This window comes from Nocardia asteroides (assembly GCA_019930625.1).
Taxonomy (GTDB): Bacteria; Actinomycetota; Actinomycetes; order Mycobacteriales; family Mycobacteriaceae; genus Nocardia; species Nocardia sputi.
The window spans coordinates 7,027,117-7,049,736 of sequence record CP082844.1; the positions used below are offsets into that span (position 1 = coordinate 7,027,117).

Below are 22,620 nucleotides of genomic sequence, written 5' to 3' on the forward strand. Positions count from 1 at the left end.
CCGGCGGCGGTGACGTGCCGGACGACGCGTCAGTACCGCGGGTGGGATTCGGGCACCGAATACCCTTCCCTGGCAGGCTCGTAGCCACGATAAGGGAGCTCTACCCCGCTCGCAGCTTCACCGTAGGGAGTCAGAGTGCCTCGGGTGTCGAAGGTGTCCACCCGGTCCCGGGCGGTGCGGCGGCCGCTGCCGAGATCCTCCGAAACACTGAGGGCGGCAAGAAACAGCATGGCGAACGACGCGATCAGCGGCTGCACGATCAGCGCGAGTGCACTGCCCAATTCGATCGGCAAGGCGACGATCTGTCCGACCGGCGGGTCGTTGGGCCGCGGATGCAGCCAGGCGGCGACCTGCTCGCCCACGCCCGCCATCACCACCGCGCCCACAGCGGAGCCGATCAGCAGGCCGAGTTGCAGCAATGGTCCGCGCGCCGAGCGCCACCGCCACGCGGCCAGCGCCGAGAGCAGTCCCAGCACCGCCCCCGCGAGCAGGAACATCGCCAGCGCGTCGAACTGATGCGCGCTCTCACCGGTCAACGCGACCCCGCGCCCCGGCTCGACCACCAGCAGCCGCTCGGTCGGCGCCGACACGCCCCATCCGGCGCCGGCGATCGCGCTGACGATCACCACGGAGACGGCGACCAGCGCCGCCGAGCGCACCTCGCTCCCGGCCGACGCCACTAGCGGCGTTCCAGTTCGGCCGAGTCGATGACGCCGTGCCGCGAGCACCTGGCCCACCAGCCGTCCGGGCTGACCTGCACGATCATGCGGCGCCCGCACTGCTCGCAGAACCGCGGCGGCTCCAAGCCCAGCGCGGCGGCGGCCGGGATCGCGTCGTCGAGACCCGGCACGATTCGCTTGCCGGTGAACGGGTTGTAGCGCTCGTCCATGTCCATGACAGTACTCATGCTCGCCTGCCTGTTCGTCGCAACCGAGCCGGTCAGAGCGTTTCGTTGAGCGCCTTGATCGGCATCTTCAGCTCGCCGAGCAGATCCAGGTCCTGTTCGGCCGGACGGCCCAGGGTGGTCAGGTAGTTGCCGACGATGACGGCGTTGATGCCGCCCAGGATGCCCTGCTTGGCGCCGAGATCGCCCAAGGTGATCTCGCGGCCACCCGCGAAACGCAACATGGTGCGCGGCAGCGCGAGCCGGAACGCGGCGACGGCGCGCAACGCGTCGGACGCGGGCAGCACCTCGAGGTCGCCGAAGGGGGTGCCCGGCCGGGGATTGAGGAAGTTCAACGGCACCTCGTCGGGCTCGAGCTCGGCCAGGTTCGCGGCGAATTCGGCGCGCTGCTCCAAGGTTTCGCCCATGCCGAGGATGCCGCCGCAGCAGACCTCCATGCCCGCTTCGCGGACCATGCGCAGGGTGTCCCAGCGCTCCTCCCAGGTGTGCGTGGTGACCACGTTCGGGAAGTAGGAGCGGGAGGTCTCCAGGTTGTGGTTGTAGCGGTGCACGCCCATGGCGGCCAGTTGGTCGACCTGCTCCTGGGTGAGCATGCCCAGCGAGCAGGCCACCTGGATGTCGACCTCGTTGCGGATCGCCTCGACGCCCGCGGCGACCTGGGCCATCAGGCGCTCGTCCGGACCGCGCACGGCGGCCACGATGCAGAATTCGGTGGCCCCGGTCTTCGCGGTCTGCTTGGCGGCCTCGACCAGGCTCGGGATGTCCAGCCATGCGGCGCGCACCGGGGACTGGAACAGGCCCGACTGCGAGCAGAAGTGACAGTCCTCGGGACAGCCGCCGGTCTTGAGGCTGATGATGCCCTCCACCTCCACCTCGGGGCCGCACCACTTCATGCGCACCTCGTGGGCCAAGGCGAGCAACTCCTCGAGCCGGTCGTCACCCAGGCGTAGCACCTCCAGCGTCTGCTCCTGATCGAGCCCCTCGCCGCGCTCGAGCACCTGCTCGCGGGCGATCGACAGGATCTCGGTGTCTACGGGTGCCTGGGTCACAGCACGAATCCCTTCGTCCGGCCGAGGTGGCCGTGCAACTTGAACGGTGTTCAGGCTAGGGTAGCGGTAGGAGTGAGTCAAAGCACGACGAGAGGGCATCGAGTGCAACTGCACCGGGCGGACGTGGTCGACGGCGCCATCGCGATCCTGGACCGATACGGCCTGGCCGACCTCACCATGCGCCGGTTGGCCGGTTCCCTCCAGGTCCAGCCGGGCGCGTTGTATTGGCATTTCCCCAACAAGCAGGCGCTGCTCGGCGCGGTCGCGGACAAGATCCTCGCGCCCATGGAGGACCCGATCGAGGCCGGGGAATGGTCCGGGCAGATCACCGAATTGGCTCACCGGCTGCGGAACTGCCTGCTGGCCTATCGCGACGGGGCCGAATTGGTTTCGGCGACATACGCTTCCCGGCTCACCACGAGCAAGGGGCGGGAACGTCTGGCGAGCGCGGCGATTCGCGCGGGCATGCCGCGCGAGGAGGCCGAACTCGCGGCGTTCACGCTGCTCTACTACGTTCTCGGCGAGACCGTCGACGAGCAGTCGCGGATGCAGATGGACTCGGTGGGCGCCCTGCCCGACGACGCGTCGCCACTGGAGGAGACCCCGGACGCCACAGCCCGTTTCGACTTCGGCCTGCAATTGTTCGTCGCGGGTGTGCGCCACCTGCTCGGCACCCGGGTCCGCTGACCTGCTAGCCACCTGCCGGACACCGGGCTCCCAGCGACGAGGGATTCGGTCGGGGTTCCGCGCTCGGTGACGTGCGGAACCGTTGGCTGTGCATCGGTCTCGCCGTTCGGTCCCCGGCCGATGAGCGAGCGGTCCGGCACGATCGGTGCGACGCTGGATGGCCGCTCGACCGGCGAACTATCGCCCACAGCGACGGACAGGGGTGCCGACCGTGTCCGGCGGATCGGCATACGAGCGGTCGGCGCGGCCTCTTTCCGGTCAGCCGACCCAGTGCCGTCTCCGCGTACACCGGCGGGCATCTCCGCTTCGGGCCGCGACTCGGGCTCACCTCGTCCCTTCATGCGACCGCGGTGACGGCCGGACCGCACCGGGAAACCAGAGGTACATCGTGTACGCGCCCGCCGCGGCGGCGAGCGCGAGCGCGACGGCCGCCGCACCGAGCACGGTGACGGCGCTGATCGCGCCCACCGCCACCGGTCCCGCGAACATGCCGATGTCGTGGGTCAGCCGCCAGGCTCCGAGGAATTCCGCACGCTGCCCGTCGGGTGCGACGTCGGCGCCGACCGTCATGATCAGCCCGTTGCTCATTCCGTTGGCGAGCCCGAGCAGCACGGCGGCGCAGCCGAGGCCGAGCACCGTCGAGGTGAACGGCAGCGCACCGAAACCGGCGGCGAACAGGATCATCGACGGCACGCCGGTGGCGCGCCTGCCGTAGCGATCCAGCCAGACCCCCGCCGGATAGGACAGCAGCACGTCCACCGCTCCCGCCAGGCCGAAGATCAGACTGGTGGTCGAAGCGCTCAACCCGATGTGCGCCGCCCACAGCGGCAGCAGCGCCAGCCGCGACGCCCGTGCCGCGCCGACCAGCAACGCGGCCGAGCCGAGCGTGCCGAGGGTTCTGCGGTGCTCGACCACGATCGCTCCCAGCGAAGCCCGCGCGCCTGTCTCGCCCGGCCCGTCGGGTGACCGGATCGCCGCCATGGCCGCGCCGGAGATCACCGTGGTCGCCAATTGCAACCACAGCGCGCCGTTCGGGCCGAGGGAGTGCACCACGGCCGCACCGAGGAACGGTCCGCAGAAGAACCCCAGCCGCATCGAACCGGCCAGCGTCGACATCGCGCGCCCGAGGTCGCCCACGGGCACCACGGCCACGAGGTAGGTCTGGCGAGCCAGGCCCCACACCGCGCCCGCCGCGCCGCCCAGCAGCATTCCCAGGGCGAGCACCCCGACGTTGGGCGCGAAGATCGCCGCGAGCACCCCGACGCCCCCGATCACCGACCCCACCGCCATCGCGCCGCGTTCCCCGAACCTGGCGACGACCCTTCCCGCGGGCAGATCGGTGAGCACCATCCCCAACCCGGACAGCGCGACGATGACCCCGGCCAGTCCGGCCGACGCGCCCAGGTCCAGCGCGCGCAGCGCGTACATCGGCGCCGCCGCGCCGGACCCGATGCCGTACACCACCATCGGAACGAACACGGTCCAGGTCAGCGACCGCAATCGCACCGGGTTCGCGACCGCACCGACCACGACGGACCGCTCGTTCATCGCCGAGTCACCGTACGGCCAGAGCATCCCCGAGTCCGTGAGGCCACCCGCCGCGCACTGCTCCAACCGGTCACCCGCCGCCCGAACCCGCTGCTCGCGGCGTTCGATCCGGGCCGCCGCCCCCACGATTCGGCGGGAGCCCGCAGGACCGCGCGGCAACTCCGCACACTGGATTCGGTCATCCGCGCGACGCGAGCAGCGAATCCAGCCGATGACGCAATCCGGTCGCGCACCCGATCGCGACCGACGACTGTGCGCTCGTTGCCCGTCACCCACGCCACCGCGCGAGCACTCTCCGACCACACACCCACGGCGGGCGAGCGGCCCCGGGTGTGACCGATAATCGACCGCTGGTTCGGGCCGGGCCGCGCGCCGCGCGAATCGGCGAGAACCCGCAGGGCCGTCAGTGAGCGGGGCACGGCACCGACCGGCTCCCGACCGGCCGCGCGAGTCCGGTCCATGGCGGGCACCGGCGTGGTGGGACGTCGGACAGCTCGGTGCGCCCGCGCCCCGGCGGGACAGTCGGTTTCGCCGGTGCCGCTCACCGGGTCAGCGCGGGCTGCCGGGCGAAACGGCTCTCGGGACGGGGCAGGCCGAAGTGGTCACGCAGGGTGGTGCCGGTGTACTCGGTGCGGAACAGTCCGCGCTGCTGCAAGATCGGCACGACCGTTTCGGCGAAGACCTCCAGTCCACCCGGGTAGTACGGCGGCATCACGTTGAAACCGTCGGCGGCGCCGCCGCGGAACCATTCCTCGATGGTGTCGGCGACCTGCTCGGGGGTTCCGGCGAACACCCGGTGACCGCGCGCACCGGCGAGGCGGTGCAGCAGGCCACGGACAGTCGGCCGTTCCCGCTGCACGATCCCCGCCACGACTTGCAACCGGCTCTGGCCGTTGTCGGTGACATCGCCCGCGGCGTCGAACAAATCGGCCGGAATCGGCTCGTCCAGCGCCAGGTGCCGCAGGCTGATCCCGACGATGCCCTCGAGCTGTGCCAACCCGTACTCCGGCACGGTGAGCTCGTTGAACTCCTGTTCCAATTTCTTGGCCGCCGCCTCGGTGTCGGCGATGAACGGGCTGATCCCGGGCAGGATCTTGACGTGCTCGGGGTCGCGGCCGAAGCTGCGGGCCCGCTGTTTGATGTCGGCGTAGAACGCCTGCGCGTCGCTGAGGCGCTGATGCGCGGTGAAGATCGCCTCGGCGTACTTGCCCGCGAACGCCCGGCCGTCGTTCGACGCGCCCGCCTGCACCAGCACCGGGAAGCCCTGCGGCGTGCGCGGCGCGTTGAACGGCCCACGCACCCGCAGGTATTCGCCCTCGAAGTCGACCCGGTGGATCTTCTCCGGGTCGGCGTACACGCCGGAGGCCTGGTCCCCGACGATGGCGTCGTCCTCCCAGCTGTCCCACAGCGCGGTCACGGCGTCGACGAACTCCCGCGCCCGCGCGTACCGTTCGGCGTGGTCGGGATGCTTGTCCAAACCGAAGTTCGCCGCGGCGAGATCGGTTCCGGTGGTGACGATGTTCCAGCCCGCGCGGCCGCCGGAGATGTGGTCCAGCGTGGAGAACAGCCTGGCGAGGTTGTAGGGCTCGTAGTACGTGGTCGACGCGGTGGCGATGAGGCCGAGGTGCGTCGTCGCCGTGGCGATGGCGGTGAGCAGGGTGATCGGCTCGAGGCCGGAGGCCGCGTTGTGCCGTACGTTGGTGCGCAGCGCTGGACCGTCGGCGAAGAACACCGCGTCCAGCTTCGCCGCTTCGGCGGTGCGTCCGATCTCTTGGTAGTAGGCGACGTCGTAGATCCGGTCGGGACTGCTCCACGGATGCCGCCAGGCGGCCTCGTGGTGACCGGAGGGATAGATGAAGGCGTTGAGACTGAGTTGGCGCGGTGCGGTCATGAGGCTTTCTTCTCGTCGGTATGCGTGTCCGCGACGTCGACACCCAGGCTGGCCAGCAGCAGGGATCGGTGCCGCAGGAAGGCGGGATCGCCGTGGCGGCGCGGGCGTTCCAGGTCGATGCGCTGGTCCACCGCGAGGTGCCCGTCATCGAGCACCAGCACGCGGTCGGCGAGCAGCACCGCCTCGTCCACATCGTGGGTGACCAGCAGGACGGCGGGGCGATGCCGGGCGCACAGGTCCTGCAACAGCGCGTGCATCTTGATCCTGGTCAGCGCGTCCAGCGCGCCGAACGGTTCGTCCGCCAACAGCAGCTCCGGCTCGCGCACCAGCGAACGCGCCAGGGCGACGCGCTGTTGCTCACCGCCGGAAAGTTCCTTGGGCCATGCTTTCTCGCGGCCCGCGAGGCCGACCTCCGCCAGCGCCGCGCGACCGCGACCGGCCACGTCCGCGCCACCGAGGCCGAGGGTCACGTTCTCCAGCACGCGCGCCCAGGGCAGCAACCGGGAGTCCTGGAACACCACCGAGCGCTCGGTGGGCACACTCAGCTCACCGGATCCGGGTACGTCGTAATCCAATTCGGCCAGCGCCCGCAGCAGCGTGCTCTTGCCCGAACCACTGCGGCCCAGCAGCGCGACGAACTCGCCGCGGGCGATATCGATGTCGAGGTCGCGCAGCACGACCCGGTCGCCGAAGCCACGGCGCAGCCGCCGGGCGCGGACGACGTTCAGTCCCCGAGTGTCTGTCGCCATGACAGCGCCTTCCTTTCCACGGCGCGCACCAGGATGTCGCCGAACAGGCCCAGCAGGCCGTAGATCACCAGGCCGACCACGATGATGTCGATCTGGCCGTAGGTGCGGGCCTGGGTCATGAGGTATCCGATGCCGCTGGTGGCGTTGACCTGTTCCACCACGACCAGCGCCAGCCACGAGATGGTGACCCCGAGCCGCAGACCGGTGAAGAATCCGGGCAGCGATCCCGGCAGCGCGATCCGGCGGACGAACCCCCACCGCGACAGATCCACAGTCTGGGCGAGTTCCACATACCTGGCGTCGACGCTGCGCAGATGCGCGTGCGTATTCAAGTAGATCGGGACAGCCACGCTGGTGGTGATCACCAGCAGCTTCATTTCCTCGCCGATGCCGAACCACACGATGAACAGCGGGATCAGCGCGAGCGTCGGAATGGCGCGTTTGATCTGAATAGGGCCGTCCACCAGCGCTTCACCGAGCCGGCTCAGCCCGGCCAGCAGCGCGAGCACCACACCGATCGCGACACCGATCCCGAGCCCGATGGCGGCGCGCTGCACCGAGGTGAGCAGGTTGCTCTGCAGTCGGCCGTCGGCGAGCAGGTCACCGGCGGTCTGCGCGACCGTCCACGGTGCGGGCAAGGTTTCCGGATCCAGTGCGCCGGAGGCGGATCCGGCGACCCACGCGGCGATCAGCAACGTCGGTCCCAACGCGATACCGAACGGGATCGGGCGGCCCGGTCCCAGGCGCGGCCTGCTCGGTTTGCGTTTCGCCAGGACCGGTTCCGCGTCGGGGCGACCGAGGCCGATGCGGCGCAGCACGGTGGCGTCGAGGGTGGCCATCAACGCGCCTTCGGTTCGAACGACGCGCCACTCTCGGTGACCGCCTGGGTGATCGCGGCGTCGAAGCGCAGGTCGAAGCCGTCGGCCGCCCGCACCTTCTTGGGCAGCTCACCCGCCTCGGCGATGGCGTCGATGGTGGATTGCTGACGGTCGATCAGTCGCTGGTCCAGGTGTGGGAAGACGTAGACGCCAAGCGATTGCACGATCCGTTCGGCGTCCTCGGCGCTGACCTTCTGGTTCTCCACGTAGTAGCGGCGCGCCCACTCCTGCGGGTGGGTGTTGGCCCACTGGTAGGCCCGCACGAAGGCGCCGACCAGGGCGCGGGTGGCGGCCGCCTCGGCCGGGTCCTGCACGACGGCCCGACGGGCGTAGAGGTAGGCGAGGCCGCTGTAGATGCCCGCGGTCTCGGAGTCCGGTACGAGAGAGGTGCCCGGCGTGCGCAGCAACCGGGTGACGTTCGGTTCGATCAGCGGCGCGACGTCGACCTGGCCGGTGCGCACGGCATCGAGGAACTCGGCCAGTTGCAGCCGGACCAGCTGCACGTCGGAGGTGGTGAGTCCGGCTCCGTCGAGGGCGCGCAGCACGGCGGCCTGCTGGGCGGTGCCCTCGGCGTAGGCGATCTTCTTGCCCTTCAGGTCCGCCAGCCGCGTTACCGACTTGCCCGGCGCCACCGCCAGTTTCAAAGCGGTGGTGCTGGTCTGGTAGGACGCGACGATCGGAACGTCCTGCCCCGCCACCAGGGCGTGGATCGGCGGGACGTCGCCGACCTGCGCTACGTCGGCGGCGCCCGCGCGGAACGCCTCCAGGATGGCGGGGCCGCCGACGAAGTTGGCGAACTCCACCTCGAAGGGGAGCTTGTCGAGTTCACCGGACAGGCGCAGGACCGATTGCAGGCGCTCTTGCTGGTCGGCGATCACGAGGGTGGTCCCGGGGGGAACCTCGGTCGGCAGTGGCCCGTCGGCTGTGGGACCGACCGGCTTGTCGTCGTTCGCGCAGCCGGTGAGTCCGAGAGTCGCAACGGTTGCCACGGCGAGCAATGCGGCGGTCGTGCGGCCGCGGAGGCCGGACCGGAACGTGCTGGGTCGGAACATAGGCGAATTGAAACAGCGCCACAGCGGCCGGAGAACGGTTTGTCTCAGCCTGGTTCGAACCCGGTCAGCGGTGCGGCGCGGCCACCGTCGTCGACCGAACCTGTTGCTGATAGCGCTGCATGAACGGCAGGATCTGCTGCTCGATCACCGTGTTGTATTCCCGGGGGCGCTGCATCGGGTTGGCGTGCCCGGTGTTTCGGGCGAGCACCACCAGCAGTGTGCCGTCCACCCCGCCGGACCGCTCGATCAGCACTTGATGGGAGTGCTCGACATCGACGACGCGGTCACGTCCCGGGTCGCGCGGACGGATGAAAACGATGGCGGGCCGCGGCTTCTCGGCCGTGGGCTCGGCCAGGGAACGCAAGTTGTCCGCCGCTCCACCGGCCACGATGGCGGTGAACTGGGACTCGATCAAGCCGTTGCTCGCGGCGTCACGCGAGACGATCTTCTCCCGCAGCACCTCCGAGACCACCTTGCCCAGCTCATGGAGCCGGATACCGGGCAGCCCGTCGCCGCGGTCGAGGAACCGGTCCCGGCGGGCATAGGTTTCCACGGCCAGCCGGAGCGTGCGGCTTTCCCGGGCGCCGGGCAGCCAGCCCATCCAGCGCAGCATGTCCTCGCCGCGGCCGCGGCTCTCCGGACGGACCGCGTTCAGGTCCACCGGCGTGCAGTCCAGGATCACTCCGACCAGCCTGCGGTCGCTGTCGCGGTGAATGTGCTCGGCCACTTCCAGCGCGATCACGCCACCCATGCTGTGGCCGACGAGCACCACGTTGCGCAGGCCCGACAGTTCCGCGGCACGCACGACCAGGTCGGCGATCACCTTGGTGTCGATGCCCTGGTTGTCGTAGCGGATCGCCCACACCATGCCCATCCCGCGCAGCGCGGGCAGGGCGGCCGCGGTGTCAGTGGCGTCGAGCCCGCCGAGCCCGACCAGGTCCACCACGACGGTGTCCCAGTTCCGCGGGTCCACCGGCGGGGCGACGGGCAGGATGGCCGGCTCGGTGCGCGCCAGCCGCGCCTGTTCCGGCGCGACGTCGTACTTCCAGTACTGCGCGAACACCACGAGCCCGGTCAGCAGCAGTGCAGCCACCCGAAGCAGCGTCACCCTGGTGCGGCGCAACGTCTTCCACTCGTGCCCCAGGCCCGTGTCCCGCAGCCGAGCTCGGCGTCGCGTGTCGTCCCAGTCGGAGACGGTGGACGGGTGCCTCTCGTCCATCGGCGACATCCATCCCACTGTAGGCACGGGTGCGGACCATCGCCATCACGCCGAGTCAGGTCGCGCGCGCCACGGCGGCCGGTGACGGCGCGGCGAAACGTGCCCGCTCCGAGCTGCCGCAGCCCCTTCCGCGCGGGTCAGCGCACCGACTCGTCATCGCGGCGAGCTTGCCGAGGCAGATCCGCCGACGGAGTTCGTTCTGCTCGGGCGCGATCCCGTCCGGCAGGCCGCGGCGCCGCGCGCCGACGTGGGTGCCGCCGCCCGCGCGGAATCGCGGCCATGCCACCCACCGTGTGCGGCACCGACAGACTCGGGCTATTCGGCCCGCCGGATCGCGTCCCGCCCGACCGTGGATCAGCGCGTCAGCTGAAAGGCGACCAAGCGGGATCGAACCAGCCCGGGGCGGCGGCGGTGAACCGCGCACGATCCCAGCCGCCCGCGCCCGCGGGCACCGATCCCACGAGGTCGACGCCGGTGACGCGGGGCAGGTCGGTGCGGTTGCAGTCGGCCGCCAGATCCGGCGCGGCGGGCCACGCGCCGATCACCAGGCCGGCACAGCGCACGCCCGCCGAATGCAATGCGCGGGTGGTCAGTTCGGTGTGATTGAGCGTGCCCAGCGCGGCCGCGGTGACCAGCAGCACGGGTGCGCCGAGTTTCTGGGCGAGATCGAGCAAGGTGAAATCGCCCAGGCGCACCAGCAATCCGCCCGCGCCCTCGACCAGGACGAGGTCGGCGGTCATGGCGTCCACCGCGGCGGAGGTGTCGGCGAGGGTGAGTTCCGGCAGGCCGGCACGGCGGGCGGCGGTGTCGGGCGCCAGCGGGTCCGGATAGCGGGCTAGTTCGACCGTCCTGGTCACGCCGGACAGACGCTGGATTTCCGCGAGGTCACCGGGTTCGCCGACGGCGACGCCGGTTTGGCCCGGCTTGCACACCGCCACCGAGTGCCCGCCCGCCAGCGCCACCGCGGCCACGGCGGCGGTGACGACGGTCTTGCCGACGTCGGTGGACGTGCCGCTGATCAACAGGACGGTCATGCGGGCACCGTGCCCCGCGCCTCGGCCGACATCGCGCCCCGCGCCTCGGCAAGCACCTCGCCGAGCACCGTTGCGATGGAGTCGAGTTCGATGGGAGTGAGGTTCGCCCGCGCGGTCAATCGCAGGCGCGAGGTGCCCTCCGGGACCGTCGGCGGGCGGAAACAGCCCACGTCGAGCCCGCGCGCCCGGCACGCCTGGGCCGCGTCGAAGGCCACCTGCGCCGGACCGAGCACGACCGACACCACCGCCGAAGGCGGCGCGGGCACACCGGCGATCCGGGCGATGTCCGCGGCGCGGGCCAGCACCCGTTCGGCCAGTCCGGGTTCGGAGCGCAGCAGGCGCAGCGCGGCCCGCGCGGCGCCGACGGCGGCGGGCGCCAGACCGGTGTCGAAGATGAACGTGCGCGCGGCGTCGATCAGGTGGGCGCGCACCCGCGCACTGGCCAGCACCACCCCGCCCTGCGCGGCAAGGGACTTCGACAACGTCGCGGTGATCACCAGATCCGGTGCCCCCGCCAGACCCGACTCGTGCACCAGCCCGCGCCCGCCCGCACCGCGCACGCCGAGCCCGTGCGCCTCGTCCACCACGAGCACGGCGGCGTTGGCCCTGGTCACGCGATGCAGTTCGGCCAGCGGCGCGAGATCGCCGTCGGCGCTGAACACCGAATCGGTGAGCACCAGCGCACGCTCCTCGGTGCGCTCCGCCAGCAACCGGTCCACCGCCGCGATGTCGCGGTGCGGCGCGATCTCCACCCGGGCGCGCGACAACCGGCAGGCGTCCACCAGCGACGCGTGGCTGCCCGCGTCGGAGACCACGAGCGAGCCGCGCCCGGCGAGCGCGGTGACGGCGCCGAGGTTGGCCGCGTATCCGGAGGCGAACACCAGCCCGGCTTCGGCGCCGACGAATTCGGCCAGCTCGGTCTCCAGCAGCTCGTGCTCGGCGGTGGTCCCGGTGACCAGGCGCGAACCGGTCGAGCCCGCGCCCCAGCGGCGCACCGCCTCGACAGCGCCCTCGATCACCTCGGGGTGGCGTACCAGGCCCAGGTAGTCGTTGGAGGCGAGATCGATGGACGGGGCCTGCGGGGCGCGCGGGCGCAGCTCACGGCGCAGTCCCGCGGCCACCCGCGCGGTCGCGCGTTCGTCCAACCAGCTCAGCGGATCGGTAGTCACAGCTGGGCAGCATACTTGAACACCGTTCAGGGCACCCGTCCACCGGCCCGGCTGGTACCGTTGAGCCATCGTTGGTGGTGTCACCGGCCCGCGGTGACGGAGCTGCACCGGGGAGGAACACGGCCGGATGCCGCGGTGGGCAATAGTCGTCGAGGAAACCACGGGTTCGGGCGACCACAGACGCTGGTCACCCCGGATCCTCGCGGAAGTGGTCGGCACGCGCGCCCAGGCGCTGGCGAAGCTGGCCGGCGTACTGCCCACCTACACCCCGGAGCATCCCAAACTGCGCGGCCGCCGCGTCGTCCTCCGCGACGGCGACACCTACTTACTGATGGTGCGCGGCTGGTCGGATGACTACCACTGCATATTCCGGGTGTGGGAGATGCTGTCGGACAGCGATCGCCCGGAGATCGCCGACAACCCGCGCGGCGGAAGCGATCGGCTCACGGACCGTTGAACCAGTTCGGCGTATCGAGCCGGAACACCTCCCCGGGCGCCAGCAAGCGCAGATCGCGCTCCAACGCCGCCAGCCGGTCCGCACCGAGCAGATCGGCCCAGCGATCGCGGATCCGGTCGAAGGCGCGGGCCGATCGGGTCAGCACCTCCTCGGCGCGGTCGGTCAGCGTGTAGACCTTGCGGCGCGCGTCGGTCGGATCGTGCCCGCGCCGCAGGTAACCCAGCCGCTCCAACGCCTCGACGTGCTTGCCCGCGGCCTGTTTCGAGACGCCCAGGGCGCGCCCGAGGTCGGCGGCCGTGCAGCCGTAGGGACCGCCCGCCCGGCCGACTGCCTGGAAGACGAAGCCGTGCATGGGCCGCAACTCGGCGTGGCCGTACTCGGCCAATTCGGCGTGCACCTCATCGATGACGGCGCGGAAGCCGAGCAGCATGCGCAGCGGCAACTCGTAGCCACCCACGTCACTTGACATTATGGACAACCTCATTGACTATATGGACAACCACGTTGTCTAGTTTAGAGGACTCGCCTGATGACCGTCATCCGACACTCCGATACCCGCCGCACCGAAACCCCGGGCGGCGTCATGACCACACTCGCCTCCCCCACCCAAGGCGGATCCGCACTCGCGTTGTGGCGGGTCGAGGTGCCGGCGGGAACCAGCGGGCCGCTGCACTTCATCGACACCGAGCAGATCTGGACCGTTCTGGCCGGACGGATCGACGTCGCGATCGACGGCACGGAAGTCACTGCGGCCGAGGGCGATACGGTCATCCTTCCGGCGAACGTCCTGCGGCAGGTGCGCACCGGCGTCGGCTACACCGCCATCGTCACCGCACGGGCGGGCGCCCGAGCCGGAACGCCGGACGGCGACGGCACGATCGTCCCGCCGTGGATCGCCTGAGCGGTCACCGATCGGACTGCGCGGCGACCGCGGCGCGCATTCCGGCGGTGATCGTCGCGATGTCGCCGGGGGAACTGATGAACGGCGGCATCGCGTACACCAGGTTCCGGAACGGACGCAGCCACACCCCGGCCGCCACCGCGGCGTCGGTCGCGGCGCGCATGTCGACCGGGCGGTCCAGCTCGATCACGCCGATCGCACCGAGCACCCGCACCTCCGCCACCCCCGGCAGGCCGCGCACCGGAGCCAGACCCGCCGCCAGCCCCGCCTCGATCCCGGCCACCTCGCCACGCCAGTCGCGCGAACGCAGCAACTCGATCGACGCGACGGCGACCGCACAGGCCAGCGGGTTGCCCATGAACGTGGGACCGTGCATGAGCCCGCCGTGCGCCGCGCTGATCGTCTCGGCGATCCGCGCGGTGCACAGCGCGGCGGCCAGGGTGAGGTAGCCGCCGGTCAGCGCTTTCCCGACGCACATCACATCCGGGCTCACCTCGGCGTGCCCGGCCGCGAAAAGCTCTCCGGTACGGCCGAACCCGGTGGCGATCTCGTCGAAGATCAGCAGCACGCCGTGTTCGTCGCACAGCCTGCGCAGGTCGGCGAGGTAGCCGGGGTGGTGCCAGCGCATCCCGCCCGCGCCCTGGACGACCGGCTCCACGATGACCGCCGCGAGTTCGCCCGCGTGCGCGGCGATGACCCGCTCCAGTTCCGCGACGTACTCCGGCAGGTACGCACTCGGCGGCACCGGCGCGAACACCTGGTTCACCAGGATGTCGGTCCACAGCGAGTGCATGCCACCCTCCGGGTCGCACACACTCATCGGAGTGAACGTGTCGCCGTGATATCCGCCCCGCCAGGTGAGCAGTCGGCGCTTCTCCGGTTTGCCCAGCGAGCGCCAATATTGCAGGCACATCTTCACCGCGACCTCGACCGACACCGAGCCGGAGTCGCACAGGAACACTTTGTCCAGCCCCGCGGGTGTGGATTCGACCAGCAGCTCGGCCAACCGTGCCGCGGGTTCATGGGTGAGCCCGCCGAACATCACGTGACTCATGCGCCGCGACTGGGCCAGCAGCGCCGCGTCGAGCCTCGGATGCCGGTAGCCGTGGATGGCGGCCCACCAGGAACTCATGCCGTCGACCAGCGAACGCCCGTCGGCCAAGGTCAGCCTGGTCCCCTCGGCGGCGGTCACCACCAGGGGTTCGGTCGTGGCCGGGAAGCCGCCGTACGGATGCCAGACGTGCTCGGCGTCGAGTGCGGTGATCTCGTCGGGGGTCAGTGCCACAGCAATCCTCGCGTCACGGCCCCGGCCCGCCGGGGCGGCTTGAACACCGTTCAAGTTAACACCCGGCCCGGCACGAGTCCGCCGGGTGCCCGGTATGACGGGAGTTCGGCCGTTTCCCCACTGCGCGGCAACGCTTGGCCGACTATCTGAGTTGCCGCGACGAGCGGCGCGAGCGCGCCTGGATCGCGGAAGCGGACGGCCGCCCGGTAGGCAGCGTCTTCTGCGTCCACGAGGACGACACCACCGCACGGCTGCGGTTGCTCCTGGTCGAGCCCGCCGCCCGCGGCCTCGGCGTCGGTTCGGCGCTGGTCGACGCGTGCCTGCGCTTCGCCACCGCGGCGGGTTATCACGAGATCGTGCTGTGGACCAACGACGTGCTCACCGCGGCGCGGCGCGTCTACCAGCGGGCAGGGTTCGAGCTCGTGGATCAGAGCCCGCATCACAGCTGGGGGCACGATCTGGTCGGCCAGACCTGGCGGCGCTCACTCGCGCCCGCGAACTGACCCGCGCGGCGGGCATCCTGCGGTCTCCGGGCGGTGGATCACCCGTCTCGATCGGCGGTCGTTTCCGATGCCAGCACCGCACCCACTCGCGCCAGCGCGGCGCGCATCTCCGCGAGGCGACGCTCACCCAACGCCTGCGCCACCGTGCCCTCGATCTCGCGAATGCGCTGCTCCGCCACGCCCAGCGCGGCCCGGCCCGCCTCGGTGACCATGACCACCCGCGCGCGCCGGTCGGCCGGATCAACCTGGCGCACCACCAGCCCGCTGTGCTCCAGATGCGTCACCAGCTCCCCCATCGACTGCTGCGTCATCCCCGCGGCCTCGGCCAGCGCGGTGATCCGCGACCCGTTCGGATCCAGATAGCGGAACACCGCGTAGTGCGCGGGCCGCAGGTGCCCGTCCAGCCGCGCGCGCAGCTTGTCGTTCAGCGCGCGCTCGTATGCGGCGGTGGCCTGGCTGAGCAACTTCAGCAGCGTCGGTTCACCCGTTGACATATTACGAAGGATACCTTTATATATGGAAGTATGCGAGACGCGCGAACACTGACCTTCCGCAATGGGCATCGCGTGACGTTCGTCGCGCAGAACACCGACGAACAGGGCCCCTACCTGCGACTCGAGCACGTGCTGCCGCGGGCGGAACGCCAGGCGGGCCCGCATTGGCATCCCGTGCTGACCGAGCGATGGACGGTCCGGCAGGGACAATTGCGCTTCCGCATCGACGGCGCGGAGATCCTCGCGCATCCCGGCGACACCGTGACCGCGCCTGCGGGCACGGTGCACGAGTTCCACAGCACGGTTCCCGGGACGGTGCTCGATCACGAGATCCGGCCGCCGCTGCGGCACTGGGAGTTGTTCCTGCTCTGGCACCACCTGGATCGCGCGGGGAAGACCACCTCGACGAGGGTGCCTCGCGATCCACTCGCCCTCGCCCTGCTGTGGGACTACCAGGACGGCTATCTGGCGGGCATCCCCGCGTTTGCGCAACGGGTGGTGCTCGGTGGTCTCGCGCGCGTAGCGACACGCTTCGGCTACCGGCGCCGCTGGCTGGAAAACGCCCACGACCTCCCCTGATCCACTCGGCCGCAACCACCCGCACAGCGCGAGGCCCGACTGCCGCTACTGTCGTTGCCATGGCTCAGCCCGACGCAGCGCCCGGCGACGCGACACTCCTGGGTGTCTGGCCCGGCACCGCCTATCCCCTGGGGGCCACCTACGACGGCGCGGGTACCAATTTCTCGGTGTTCTCGGAGGTTGCCGACGCGGTCGAATTGTGCCTCGTCGACGGCGACGGCGCCGAGACCCGCATCGCGCTCGACGAGGTCGACGGCTACGTCTGGCATGCGTACCTTCCCGCGATCGGTCCCGGTCAGCGCTACGGGTTCCGGGTGCACGGTCCATACGACCCCGCGAAGGGATTGCGCTGCGACCCGAGCAAGTTGCTGCTCGACCCGTATGGCAAAGCTTTCGACGGCGACTTCGGCGATCATCCCTCGCTGCACACCTACGGACTGGACTCGCTCGGCCACACCATGACCGGCGTGGTGATCAACCCGTACTTCGACTGGGGCGACGATCGCGCGCCGAAGCGGCCCTACCACGAGACCGTGATCTACGAGGCGCACGTCAAGGGCATGACGATGACCCATCCCGAGGTGCCGCAGGAGTTGCGCGGCACCTACTCCGGCATCGCGCACCCGGCGATCATCGACCATCTGAAGAGATTGGGCGTCACCGCGATCGAGCTGATGCCGGTGCACCAGTTCCTGCACGACCGGGTGCTGCTGGACCAGGGACTGCGGAACTACTGGGGCTACAACAGCTTCGGCTACCTGGCGCCGCACAACGAATACGCGGCGATCGACCGCGCCGGATCCGCGGTCACCGAGTTCAAGGCGATGGTGCGCGCCCTGCACGCCGAGGGCATCGAGGTGATCCTCGACGTGGTCTACAACCACACCGCCGAGGGCAACCACCGCGGTCCCACGATCGGCTTCCGCGGCATCGACAACGCCGCCTACTACCGCTTGGTCGACGACGACCCCTCGCTCTACATGGACTACACGGGAACCGGCAACAGCCTCAACGTGCGCCACCCGCACACCTTGCAGCTGATCATGGACTCGCTGCGCTACTGGATCCTGGAGATGCACGTCGACGGCTTCCGTTTCGACCTTGCCGCGACGCTGGCGCGGGAACTGCACGACGTGGACCGGCTGTCGACGTTCTTCGATCTGGTGCAGCAGGACCCGGTGGTGAGCCAGGTCAAGCTCATCGCCGAACCGTGGGACGTCGGCGAGGGCGGCTACCAGGTAGGCAACTTTCCCGGCCTGTGGACGGAGTGGAACGGCAAATTCCGCGACACCGTGCGCGACTACTGGCGCGGCGAACCGGCGACACTGGGCGAGTTCGCCTCCCGGCTCACCGGCTCCTCGGACCTGTACGAGGCCACCGGGCGCAGACCGAGCGCCAGCATCAACTTCGTCACCGCGCACGACGGATTCACCTTGCGGGACCTGGTGTCCTACAACGAGAAACACAACGAGGCCAACGGCGAGGACAACCGCGACGGCGAGAGCTGGAACCGCTCGTGGAACTGCGGCGTCGAAGGGCCTACCGACGATCCGGAGATCCTCACGCTGCGCGACCGGCAGAGCCGCAACCTGATGGCGACGCTGCTGCTCAGCCAGGGCGTGCCGATGCTCGCGCACGGCGACGAGATGGGCCGCACCCAGCAGGGCAACAACAACGTCTACTGCCAGGACTCGCCGCTGGCCTGGATGGACTGGTCGCTGCGGGACAAGCATGCCGACCTGCTCGAATTCACCCGCGCGGTGATCGCGTTGCGCACCGAGCACCCGGTCTTCCGGCGCCGCCGCTTCTTCGCGGGCGGCCCGACCCGTTCGGCGGACAACGCCCGCGACATCGCCTGGCTCACCCCGTCCGGCGAGGAGATGACCGAAGCGGACTGGGACAGCGGATTCGGCAAGTCGCTGGCGGTCTATCTCAACGGCGAGGCGATCCCGGAGCCGGGCCCGCGCGGGGAGCGGATCACCGATGATTCGTTCCTGTTGTGTTTCAACGCCCACGACGCGGCTATCGACTTCGTGCTACCGCGCGCCGGCGACGGCGCGGAATGGTCGGTGGCATTGGATTGCTCGACGCCGACCGGTCCGGCCGACGCCGGCTATCCCGGGGGCGCCACCGTCACCGTCGAAGCTCGTTGTCTCCTCGTCCTCCGCCAGGCCGCCTGACCCGAATGCCGATGAACCCACCCGATTCCACCGAGATGCACGTGACCGACCCCGTGTCCCTCCGACGCAAACCCGCACGCCAGACGACGATTCGCAGCGCCTACCGGCTACAGCTGCGACCGGACACGCTCACCTTCGCCGAAGCGCGCGCCATCGCGGAATACCTCCAGCAGCTGGGCATTTCACACCTGTACCTGTCGCCGATCCTGACCGCGACGCACGGCTCGACGCACGGCTACGACGTCACCGATCCGACCACGGTCTCCGCCGCTCTCGGCGGGCCGACCGGGCTCAAGGCCCTCGCCGACGAGGTGCGCAGCCGCGGCATGGGACTGATCGTGGACCTGGTGCCCAATCATGTCGGCGTCGCCGATCCGCGGCAGAACGCCTGGTGGTGGGACGTCCTGCGGAACGGCAAGGAATCGCGGTTCGCGCACTACTTCGACATCGACTGGAGCCCGGGCAACGGCGCGGGCGGCAGGCTGGCGCTGCCGGTGTTGCAGAGCGAGAACGACCCGGCGGCCCTGACCGTGGACCGCACGGGCGCCGAACCCATGCTCGCCCTGCACGATCTGCGGTTCCCGATCGCGCCTGGCACCGATGGGGACAACGCCCTGCGCATCCACGACAAGCAGCACTACCGGCTGGTGAGCTGGAAGGCCGGGCTGTGCACCTACCGGCGGTTCTTCGCGGTCAGCAGCCTGGCCGCGATCCGCCAGGAGAATCCCGAGGTCTTCGAGGTCACCCACCGCGAACTCGCCGCCTGGTGCGAGCACGACCTGATCGACGGTGTGCGGGTCGACCATCCGGACGGTCTGTCCGATCCCGCCGGCTATCTCGCCCGGCTGCGCAGGTTGATCGGCCCGCACCGGCTGCTGCTGGTGGAGAAGATCCTGGCCAACCGCGAGCCACTGGACGCCACGCTCCCGATCGACGGCACCACCGGCTACGAAGCGCTGGCCGACTTCGGCGGCGTGCTGATCGATCCGCGCGGGGAGCACGCGCTCACCGAACTGTCGCGGCGGGTCGCCGGGCACGGCAGCGACCGGGCGTGGATCGGCGAGACCGAGCACCGGATCAAGCGAGCGGTCGCGGAGAGCATCCTGACGCCGGAAGTCCGGCGCCTGGTGGCCGCGATCAAGCAGGACGCGAACGCCGAGAGTTTCGACACCATGGCGCTGACCAACGCCACCATCGAGGTGCTGGCGTTCATGCCGGTGTACCGGGCCGACTACGCGCCGCTGGCCGGAATGGCGGGTGCGGTGATCGCCGAGGTGGAGAAGCGCAACAGCGAGCTCACCGCGCCGCTGGCGGTGCTGGTCGCGGCGCTGGCCGCCGACGGGGACGCGGCGGTGCGCTTCAGCCAGGTCTGCGGCGCGGTGACCGCGAAAGCGGTCGAGGACACCATGTTCTACCAGGCCGCGCGGCTGGTCTCGTTGCAGGAGGTCGGCGGCAACCCGGCGCGCTTCGGTCATTCGCTCAACGAGTTCCATCTGTCCAACAGCCAGCGCGCGCAACTGTGGCCCGCGACCCTGACGACGCTGTCCACCCACGACACCAAGCGCGGCGAGGACGTCCGCGCCCGCATCGGCGTACTGTCCCAAGCCGCGGAGATCTGGGCGCGCAACGTGGACTCCTGGTTGGAGACCACCCCCGCGCCGGACGGGGCGACGGCACTGTTCCTGCTGCAGAACATGTTCGGGGTGTGGCCCGCGGACGGACGGCCCGCCGCGTCGGTGCCCGGCCTGCGCGAGCGTCTGCACGCGTTCGCCGAGAAGGCGATGCGGGAGGCGAACACCAAGACCTCCTGGGAGGAGCCGGACGCGGAGTTCGAGGCTGCCGTGCACGCGTGGCTGGACGCGGTGATCGACGGACCGGTGGGCTCCGAACTCGGCGACCTGGTGCACGAACTGGCCCCGCACGCATGGTCGGACGCGTTGTCGCAGAAGCTGCTGCAGCTGTGCGGCCCCGGCATCCCGGACGTCTATCAGGGCTGCGAGCTGTGGGAGGACTCCCTCGTCGACCCGGACAACCGCAGGCCGGTGGACTTCGCCGCCCGCGCGGGCATGCTGCAATCGCTCACCGGCACACCGGCTTTGGACACCACCGGCGCGGCGAAGATGTGGATCGTCGCCTACGCGCTGTGGTTGCGCCGCGAACGTCCCGACTGCTTCGTCGGCGGCGCCTACCGGCCGCTGTTCGCCACCGGCGACCACGCGGCCGAACTGGTGTCCTACGCGCGCGGTCGCACGGGCGAGCCGCCGGAGGTCATCGTCGCGGCCACCCGCCACAGCGTGAGCCTGGCCGAGAGCGGATGGGGCGACACGTTCCTCGATCTGCCCTCGGGCAGCTGGACCGACCGGCTGACCGGACACACCTTCCAGGGCCGGGCCAGGCTGGAGAAGATGTTCGCCAGGCTGCCCGTCGCGCTACTGGTGCGCTGAGAGCTCGAGCGGGGGCGCGGCGGCCACCGCGGGAGCCTTCACGAGTTCCTTCGAGAAGACGCCGCGAACCTGCTCGAAGGTCTTCTCCGGAATCACCCCGCCCAGTTCCTCGCGCCAGCGCCGCAGATTCGCGGGATCGTAGTCGAACGCCTCCTGCGTGCAGGCGGCCAGCCGGACCCCATGATCGGTGGGCGTGGATATCCGGCGCCAGGAATCCCAGTGGAAGCGGCGGCTGCGCGGATTGCGCAGCGTGCGCACCACGTTCAGGATGCGATAGCCCATGCTCAGGGAATCGTGCAGCCGCATGTGCCCGTCCTTCGCGGTGTCGCAGCGTTTGGACAGCTCCGCCAGCCGATCCCGGTCGAAGGCCAGCCCCACCGACTCTGCCTCGCGGACCATCCACTGCAGCGTCATATCGGACAGGCCGCATTCGGCGTAGCCGCCCCCGATGTCGGTGTGCACGCCGGGGAACCACACCTGCTTGACCCGCTCGAACCCGCGCCGGTACTTCACGGTCGGTTCGACCGGAACCTCCCACAGGGACGGTTCGAAGTTGCGCCGCCGCTCATCGATGGCCAGCGCTTGCCGGGCACAGTGCACGTGACGGGAGAGCTTGACGTCGTGGAAGCGGTGCCGCAGCGAGGTGACCCCTGGCACGCCCAGCGCGCCGACGGTGTCGAACACGCCGAGGAAGTCGATCTTCGCTCGCCTGCAGTTCTCGCGGCGGAACTCCCGCCACTGCCGCGGCTCGGGCGGATCCGGATTCTCGGGCGTCGGTGCGGGCGGCCGCTGCCGGTAGATCCGCAAGGCCTCGGGGTACTTGCCCGCGATCATCGCCTCCGGGGTCATGATCCCGATGCGACTGATCAGGCCAGCCAGGCTGCGCGCGGTGAAGGCGCCGCGACTGAACCCGAAGATGTAGATCTCGTCGCCCTTTTCCCAGTTCAGGGCCAGGTGCCAGTATGCGGAGGACAGATTCGCCTCGAGCCCGAGTCCGAAAGCTCCGCCCAGCAGGCGATCGCTGAGGAAGCCGCGCGCGCCGGGGCCGGAGACGTAGGTGACCCACTGCTGGATCGTTTGTCCCGCCGGTCCCGGCGCGTCGAACCGGATGGTCTGCGCGATCTTGACAATGTTCGAAACCGTGCTGCTCGACTCGGCCTTCCACGTGCCGTCGCAACATACAACCAGGCGTTTCATGCCTTGATCCTCCCGCTGGTATCCCACCGAAACCCGCGTACTCCACTACTCGAATTCATCGCCGAACAGACCGGACAGCGTTAATGGCAAGCCGGAATACGCGAGTCGGCAAGACGGGCGAAGCGCTGGTCGCGATCGCTACGCGCGCCGCGGGCCCGGCTCGTCGCGCCGGGCGGAGCCCAGCCCGATCAGCCAGCGCGCCGCACCGAGCGCGGCCGCGACGAGCACCGCCAGCTGCAGCGATCCGGTGATCAGAGCCAGGACGAGGCAGGTCCCCAGCCCGATGACCAGTGCGTCGAGCTTGTATACCGGCCACGCGCTGCCTGCGATGTCGATCGTGGCGCCGCGGGCCGAGGAGTGAACGACCGCCATTTGCTCAGGGTAGTCGGATTCCGAAGTT

The 22,620-nt window shown here is 70.2% G+C and carries 23 protein-coding genes; 7 read left to right on the forward strand and 16 right to left on the reverse strand.

Translation table 11 applies throughout. The features are described from left to right. Positions 1-29 precede the first annotated feature (29 nt). The 3 genes from K8O92_31780 to bioB are packed head-to-tail and all read right to left on the reverse strand — an operon-like array spanning position 30 to position 1,953. Complete coding sequence (locus K8O92_31780) at positions 30-680, reverse strand: DUF2567 domain-containing protein (GenBank protein ID UAK32223.1); 651 nt, start codon at positions 678-680, stop codon at positions 30-32. Further along, complete coding sequence (locus tag K8O92_31785) at positions 680-907, reverse strand: hypothetical protein (GenBank protein ID UAK32224.1); 228 nt, start codon at positions 905-907, stop codon at positions 680-682. The genes K8O92_31780 and K8O92_31785 overlap by 1 nt, the downstream gene beginning before the upstream one ends. A gap of 32 nt (positions 908-939) precedes the next feature. After that, positions 940-1,953: a biotin synthase BioB gene (bioB, locus tag K8O92_31790; GenBank protein ID UAK32225.1), complete on the reverse strand. Its 1,014-nt coding sequence runs from the start codon at positions 1,951-1,953 to the stop codon at positions 940-942. Between the two features lie 102 nt (positions 1,954-2,055). Between bioB and K8O92_31795 the strand changes: the two genes are divergently transcribed. After that, on the forward strand, positions 2,056-2,640 hold the full coding sequence (locus K8O92_31795) for a TetR/AcrR family transcriptional regulator C-terminal domain-containing protein (GenBank protein ID UAK32226.1): 585 nt from the start codon (positions 2,056-2,058) through the stop codon (positions 2,638-2,640). Positions 2,641-2,964: 324 nt separating this feature from the next. Here the strand turns inward: K8O92_31795 and K8O92_31800 are convergent, their stop codons facing one another. From K8O92_31800 to K8O92_31835, 8 genes are all read right to left on the reverse strand, one after another. Next, positions 2,965-4,188 carry an MFS transporter gene (locus K8O92_31800; protein ID UAK36067.1) on the reverse strand — a complete coding sequence of 408 codons (1,224 nt, stop codon included), beginning with the start codon at positions 4,186-4,188 and terminating at the stop codon, positions 2,965-2,967. 541 nt (positions 4,189-4,729) lie between these two features. Beyond that, positions 4,730-6,079: an LLM class flavin-dependent oxidoreductase gene (locus tag K8O92_31805; GenBank protein ID UAK32227.1), complete on the reverse strand. Its 1,350-nt coding sequence runs from the start codon at positions 6,077-6,079 to the stop codon at positions 4,730-4,732. Then, the gene (locus tag K8O92_31810; protein ID UAK32228.1) at positions 6,076-6,828 is read right to left on the reverse strand and encodes an ABC transporter ATP-binding protein; all 753 of its coding nucleotides are present in this window, start codon (positions 6,826-6,828) and stop codon (positions 6,076-6,078) included. The genes K8O92_31805 and K8O92_31810 overlap by 4 nt, the downstream gene beginning before the upstream one ends. Then, entirely contained in the window at positions 6,804-7,667 is an 864-nt protein-coding gene (locus K8O92_31815) for an ABC transporter permease (protein UAK32229.1), read from the reverse strand. Before K8O92_31815 ends, K8O92_31810 begins: the two co-directional genes overlap by 25 nt. Beyond that, positions 7,667-8,758 (reverse strand): ABC transporter substrate-binding protein, encoded by a 1,092-nt coding sequence (locus tag K8O92_31820; GenBank protein UAK32230.1) that lies wholly within the window; start codon positions 8,756-8,758, stop codon positions 7,667-7,669. The genes K8O92_31815 and K8O92_31820 overlap by 1 nt, the downstream gene beginning before the upstream one ends. A gap of 64 nt (positions 8,759-8,822) precedes the next feature. Beyond that, a complete protein-coding gene (locus tag K8O92_31825; GenBank protein ID UAK32231.1) occupies positions 8,823-9,986 on the reverse strand; it encodes an alpha/beta hydrolase in 1,164 nt (387 codons plus the stop codon). Positions 9,987-10,339: 353 nt separating this feature from the next. Then, positions 10,340-11,011 (reverse strand): dethiobiotin synthase, encoded by a 672-nt coding sequence (gene bioD, locus K8O92_31830; GenBank protein ID UAK32232.1) that lies wholly within the window; start codon positions 11,009-11,011, stop codon positions 10,340-10,342. Then, positions 11,008-12,180, reverse strand: coding sequence for an 8-amino-7-oxononanoate synthase (locus K8O92_31835; protein UAK32233.1), 1,173 nt, complete (start codon positions 12,178-12,180; stop codon positions 11,008-11,010). The genes bioD and K8O92_31835 overlap by 4 nt, the downstream gene beginning before the upstream one ends. 127 nt (positions 12,181-12,307) lie before the next feature. On the opposite strand from K8O92_31835, the gene K8O92_31840 reads away from it, so the two are divergent. Further along, positions 12,308-12,637, forward strand: a complete 330-nt coding sequence (locus K8O92_31840) for a hypothetical protein (protein UAK32234.1) — start codon at positions 12,308-12,310, stop codon at positions 12,635-12,637. Here K8O92_31840 and K8O92_31845 read toward each other — a convergent pair. After that, a complete protein-coding gene (locus K8O92_31845) occupies positions 12,624-13,106 on the reverse strand; it encodes a MarR family winged helix-turn-helix transcriptional regulator (GenBank protein ID UAK32235.1) in 483 nt (160 codons plus the stop codon). The two genes, K8O92_31840 and K8O92_31845, sit on opposite strands and share 14 nt — an antisense overlap. Positions 13,107-13,166: 60 nt before the next feature. On the opposite strand from K8O92_31845, the gene K8O92_31850 reads away from it, so the two are divergent. After that, positions 13,167-13,538 carry a cupin domain-containing protein gene (locus tag K8O92_31850; protein ID UAK32236.1) on the forward strand — a complete coding sequence of 124 codons (372 nt, stop codon included), beginning with the start codon at positions 13,167-13,169 and terminating at the stop codon, positions 13,536-13,538. Positions 13,539-13,542: 4 nt separating this feature from the next. Here K8O92_31850 and K8O92_31855 read toward each other — a convergent pair whose 3' ends face one another. Then, complete coding sequence (locus K8O92_31855; GenBank protein UAK32237.1) at positions 13,543-14,823, reverse strand: adenosylmethionine--8-amino-7-oxononanoate transaminase; 1,281 nt, start codon at positions 14,821-14,823, stop codon at positions 13,543-13,545. A gap of 134 nt (positions 14,824-14,957) precedes the next feature. Here K8O92_31855 and K8O92_31860 point away from each other — a divergent pair, with 134 nt between their 5' ends. After that, positions 14,958-15,326: a GNAT family N-acetyltransferase gene (locus tag K8O92_31860; protein ID UAK32238.1), complete on the forward strand. Its 369-nt coding sequence runs from the start codon at positions 14,958-14,960 to the stop codon at positions 15,324-15,326. A 38-nt stretch (positions 15,327-15,364) separates the two neighbouring features. On the opposite strand, the gene K8O92_31865 is transcribed toward K8O92_31860, so the two are convergent. Next, positions 15,365-15,820 carry a MarR family transcriptional regulator gene (locus K8O92_31865; protein ID UAK32239.1) on the reverse strand — a complete coding sequence of 152 codons (456 nt, stop codon included), beginning with the start codon at positions 15,818-15,820 and terminating at the stop codon, positions 15,365-15,367. 30 nt (positions 15,821-15,850) lie between these two features. Between K8O92_31865 and K8O92_31870 the strand changes: the two genes are divergently transcribed. The 3 genes from K8O92_31870 to treY are packed head-to-tail and all read left to right on the forward strand — an operon-like array spanning position 15,851 to position 21,023. Next, on the forward strand, positions 15,851-16,399 hold the full coding sequence (locus K8O92_31870; GenBank protein ID UAK32240.1) for a cupin domain-containing protein: 549 nt from the start codon (positions 15,851-15,853) through the stop codon (positions 16,397-16,399). A gap of 59 nt (positions 16,400-16,458) precedes the next feature. Continuing rightward, positions 16,459-18,579 (forward strand): glycogen debranching protein GlgX, encoded by a 2,121-nt coding sequence (gene glgX, locus K8O92_31875; protein ID UAK32241.1) that lies wholly within the window; start codon positions 16,459-16,461, stop codon positions 18,577-18,579. Positions 18,580-18,590: 11 nt separating this feature from the next. After that, a complete protein-coding gene (gene treY, locus K8O92_31880) occupies positions 18,591-21,023 on the forward strand; it encodes a malto-oligosyltrehalose synthase (GenBank protein ID UAK32242.1) in 2,433 nt (810 codons plus the stop codon). Here the strand turns inward: treY and K8O92_31885 are convergent. Both K8O92_31885 and K8O92_31890 read right to left on the reverse strand, forming a co-directional pair. Then, positions 21,009-22,220: a DUF2235 domain-containing protein gene (locus K8O92_31885; GenBank protein ID UAK32243.1), complete on the reverse strand. Its 1,212-nt coding sequence runs from the start codon at positions 22,218-22,220 to the stop codon at positions 21,009-21,011. The two genes, treY and K8O92_31885, sit on opposite strands and share 15 nt — an antisense overlap. A 138-nt stretch (positions 22,221-22,358) precedes the next feature. Next, positions 22,359-22,592 carry a hypothetical protein gene (locus K8O92_31890; GenBank protein ID UAK32244.1) on the reverse strand — a complete coding sequence of 78 codons (234 nt, stop codon included), beginning with the start codon at positions 22,590-22,592 and terminating at the stop codon, positions 22,359-22,361. Positions 22,593-22,620: the final 28 nt, after the last annotated feature.

Excerpts from the sequence above, each read along its gene's own strand:
- K8O92_31815 (UAK32229.1), bottom strand. The coding sequence starts at position 7,667 with ATGGCCACCCTCGACGCCACCGTGCTGCGCCGCATCGGCCTCGGTCGC.
- K8O92_31850 (UAK32236.1), top strand. The coding sequence starts at position 13,167 with ATGACCGTCATCCGACACTCCGATACCCGCCGCACCGAAACCCCGGGC.
- K8O92_31885 (UAK32243.1), bottom strand. The coding sequence starts at position 22,220 with ATGAAACGCCTGGTTGTATGTTGCGACGGCACGTGGAAGGCCGAGTCG.
- glgX (UAK32241.1), top strand. The coding sequence starts at position 16,459 with ATGGCTCAGCCCGACGCAGCGCCCGGCGACGCGACACTCCTGGGTGTC.
- K8O92_31865 (UAK32239.1), bottom strand. The coding sequence starts at position 15,820 with ATGTCAACGGGTGAACCGACGCTGCTGAAGTTGCTCAGCCAGGCCACC.
- K8O92_31785 (UAK32224.1), bottom strand. The coding sequence starts at position 907 with ATGAGTACTGTCATGGACATGGACGAGCGCTACAACCCGTTCACCGGC.
- K8O92_31825 (UAK32231.1), bottom strand. The coding sequence starts at position 9,986 with ATGTCGCCGATGGACGAGAGGCACCCGTCCACCGTCTCCGACTGGGAC.
- K8O92_31840 (UAK32234.1), top strand. The coding sequence starts at position 12,308 with ATGCCGCGGTGGGCAATAGTCGTCGAGGAAACCACGGGTTCGGGCGAC.
- bioD (UAK32232.1), bottom strand. The coding sequence starts at position 11,011 with ATGACCGTCCTGTTGATCAGCGGCACGTCCACCGACGTCGGCAAGACC.
- K8O92_31810 (UAK32228.1), bottom strand. The coding sequence starts at position 6,828 with ATGGCGACAGACACTCGGGGACTGAACGTCGTCCGCGCCCGGCGGCTG.
- K8O92_31870 (UAK32240.1), top strand. The coding sequence starts at position 15,851 with ATGCGAGACGCGCGAACACTGACCTTCCGCAATGGGCATCGCGTGACG.
- K8O92_31890 (UAK32244.1), bottom strand. The coding sequence starts at position 22,592 with ATGGCGGTCGTTCACTCCTCGGCCCGCGGCGCCACGATCGACATCGCA.
- treY (UAK32242.1), top strand. The coding sequence starts at position 18,591 with ATGAACCCACCCGATTCCACCGAGATGCACGTGACCGACCCCGTGTCC.
- K8O92_31800 (UAK36067.1), bottom strand. The coding sequence starts at position 4,188 with ATGAACGAGCGGTCCGTCGTGGTCGGTGCGGTCGCGAACCCGGTGCGA.
- K8O92_31820 (UAK32230.1), bottom strand. The coding sequence starts at position 8,758 with ATGTTCCGACCCAGCACGTTCCGGTCCGGCCTCCGCGGCCGCACGACC.
- K8O92_31805 (UAK32227.1), bottom strand. The coding sequence starts at position 6,079 with ATGACCGCACCGCGCCAACTCAGTCTCAACGCCTTCATCTATCCCTCC.
- K8O92_31845 (UAK32235.1), bottom strand. The coding sequence starts at position 13,106 with ATGTCAAGTGACGTGGGTGGCTACGAGTTGCCGCTGCGCATGCTGCTC.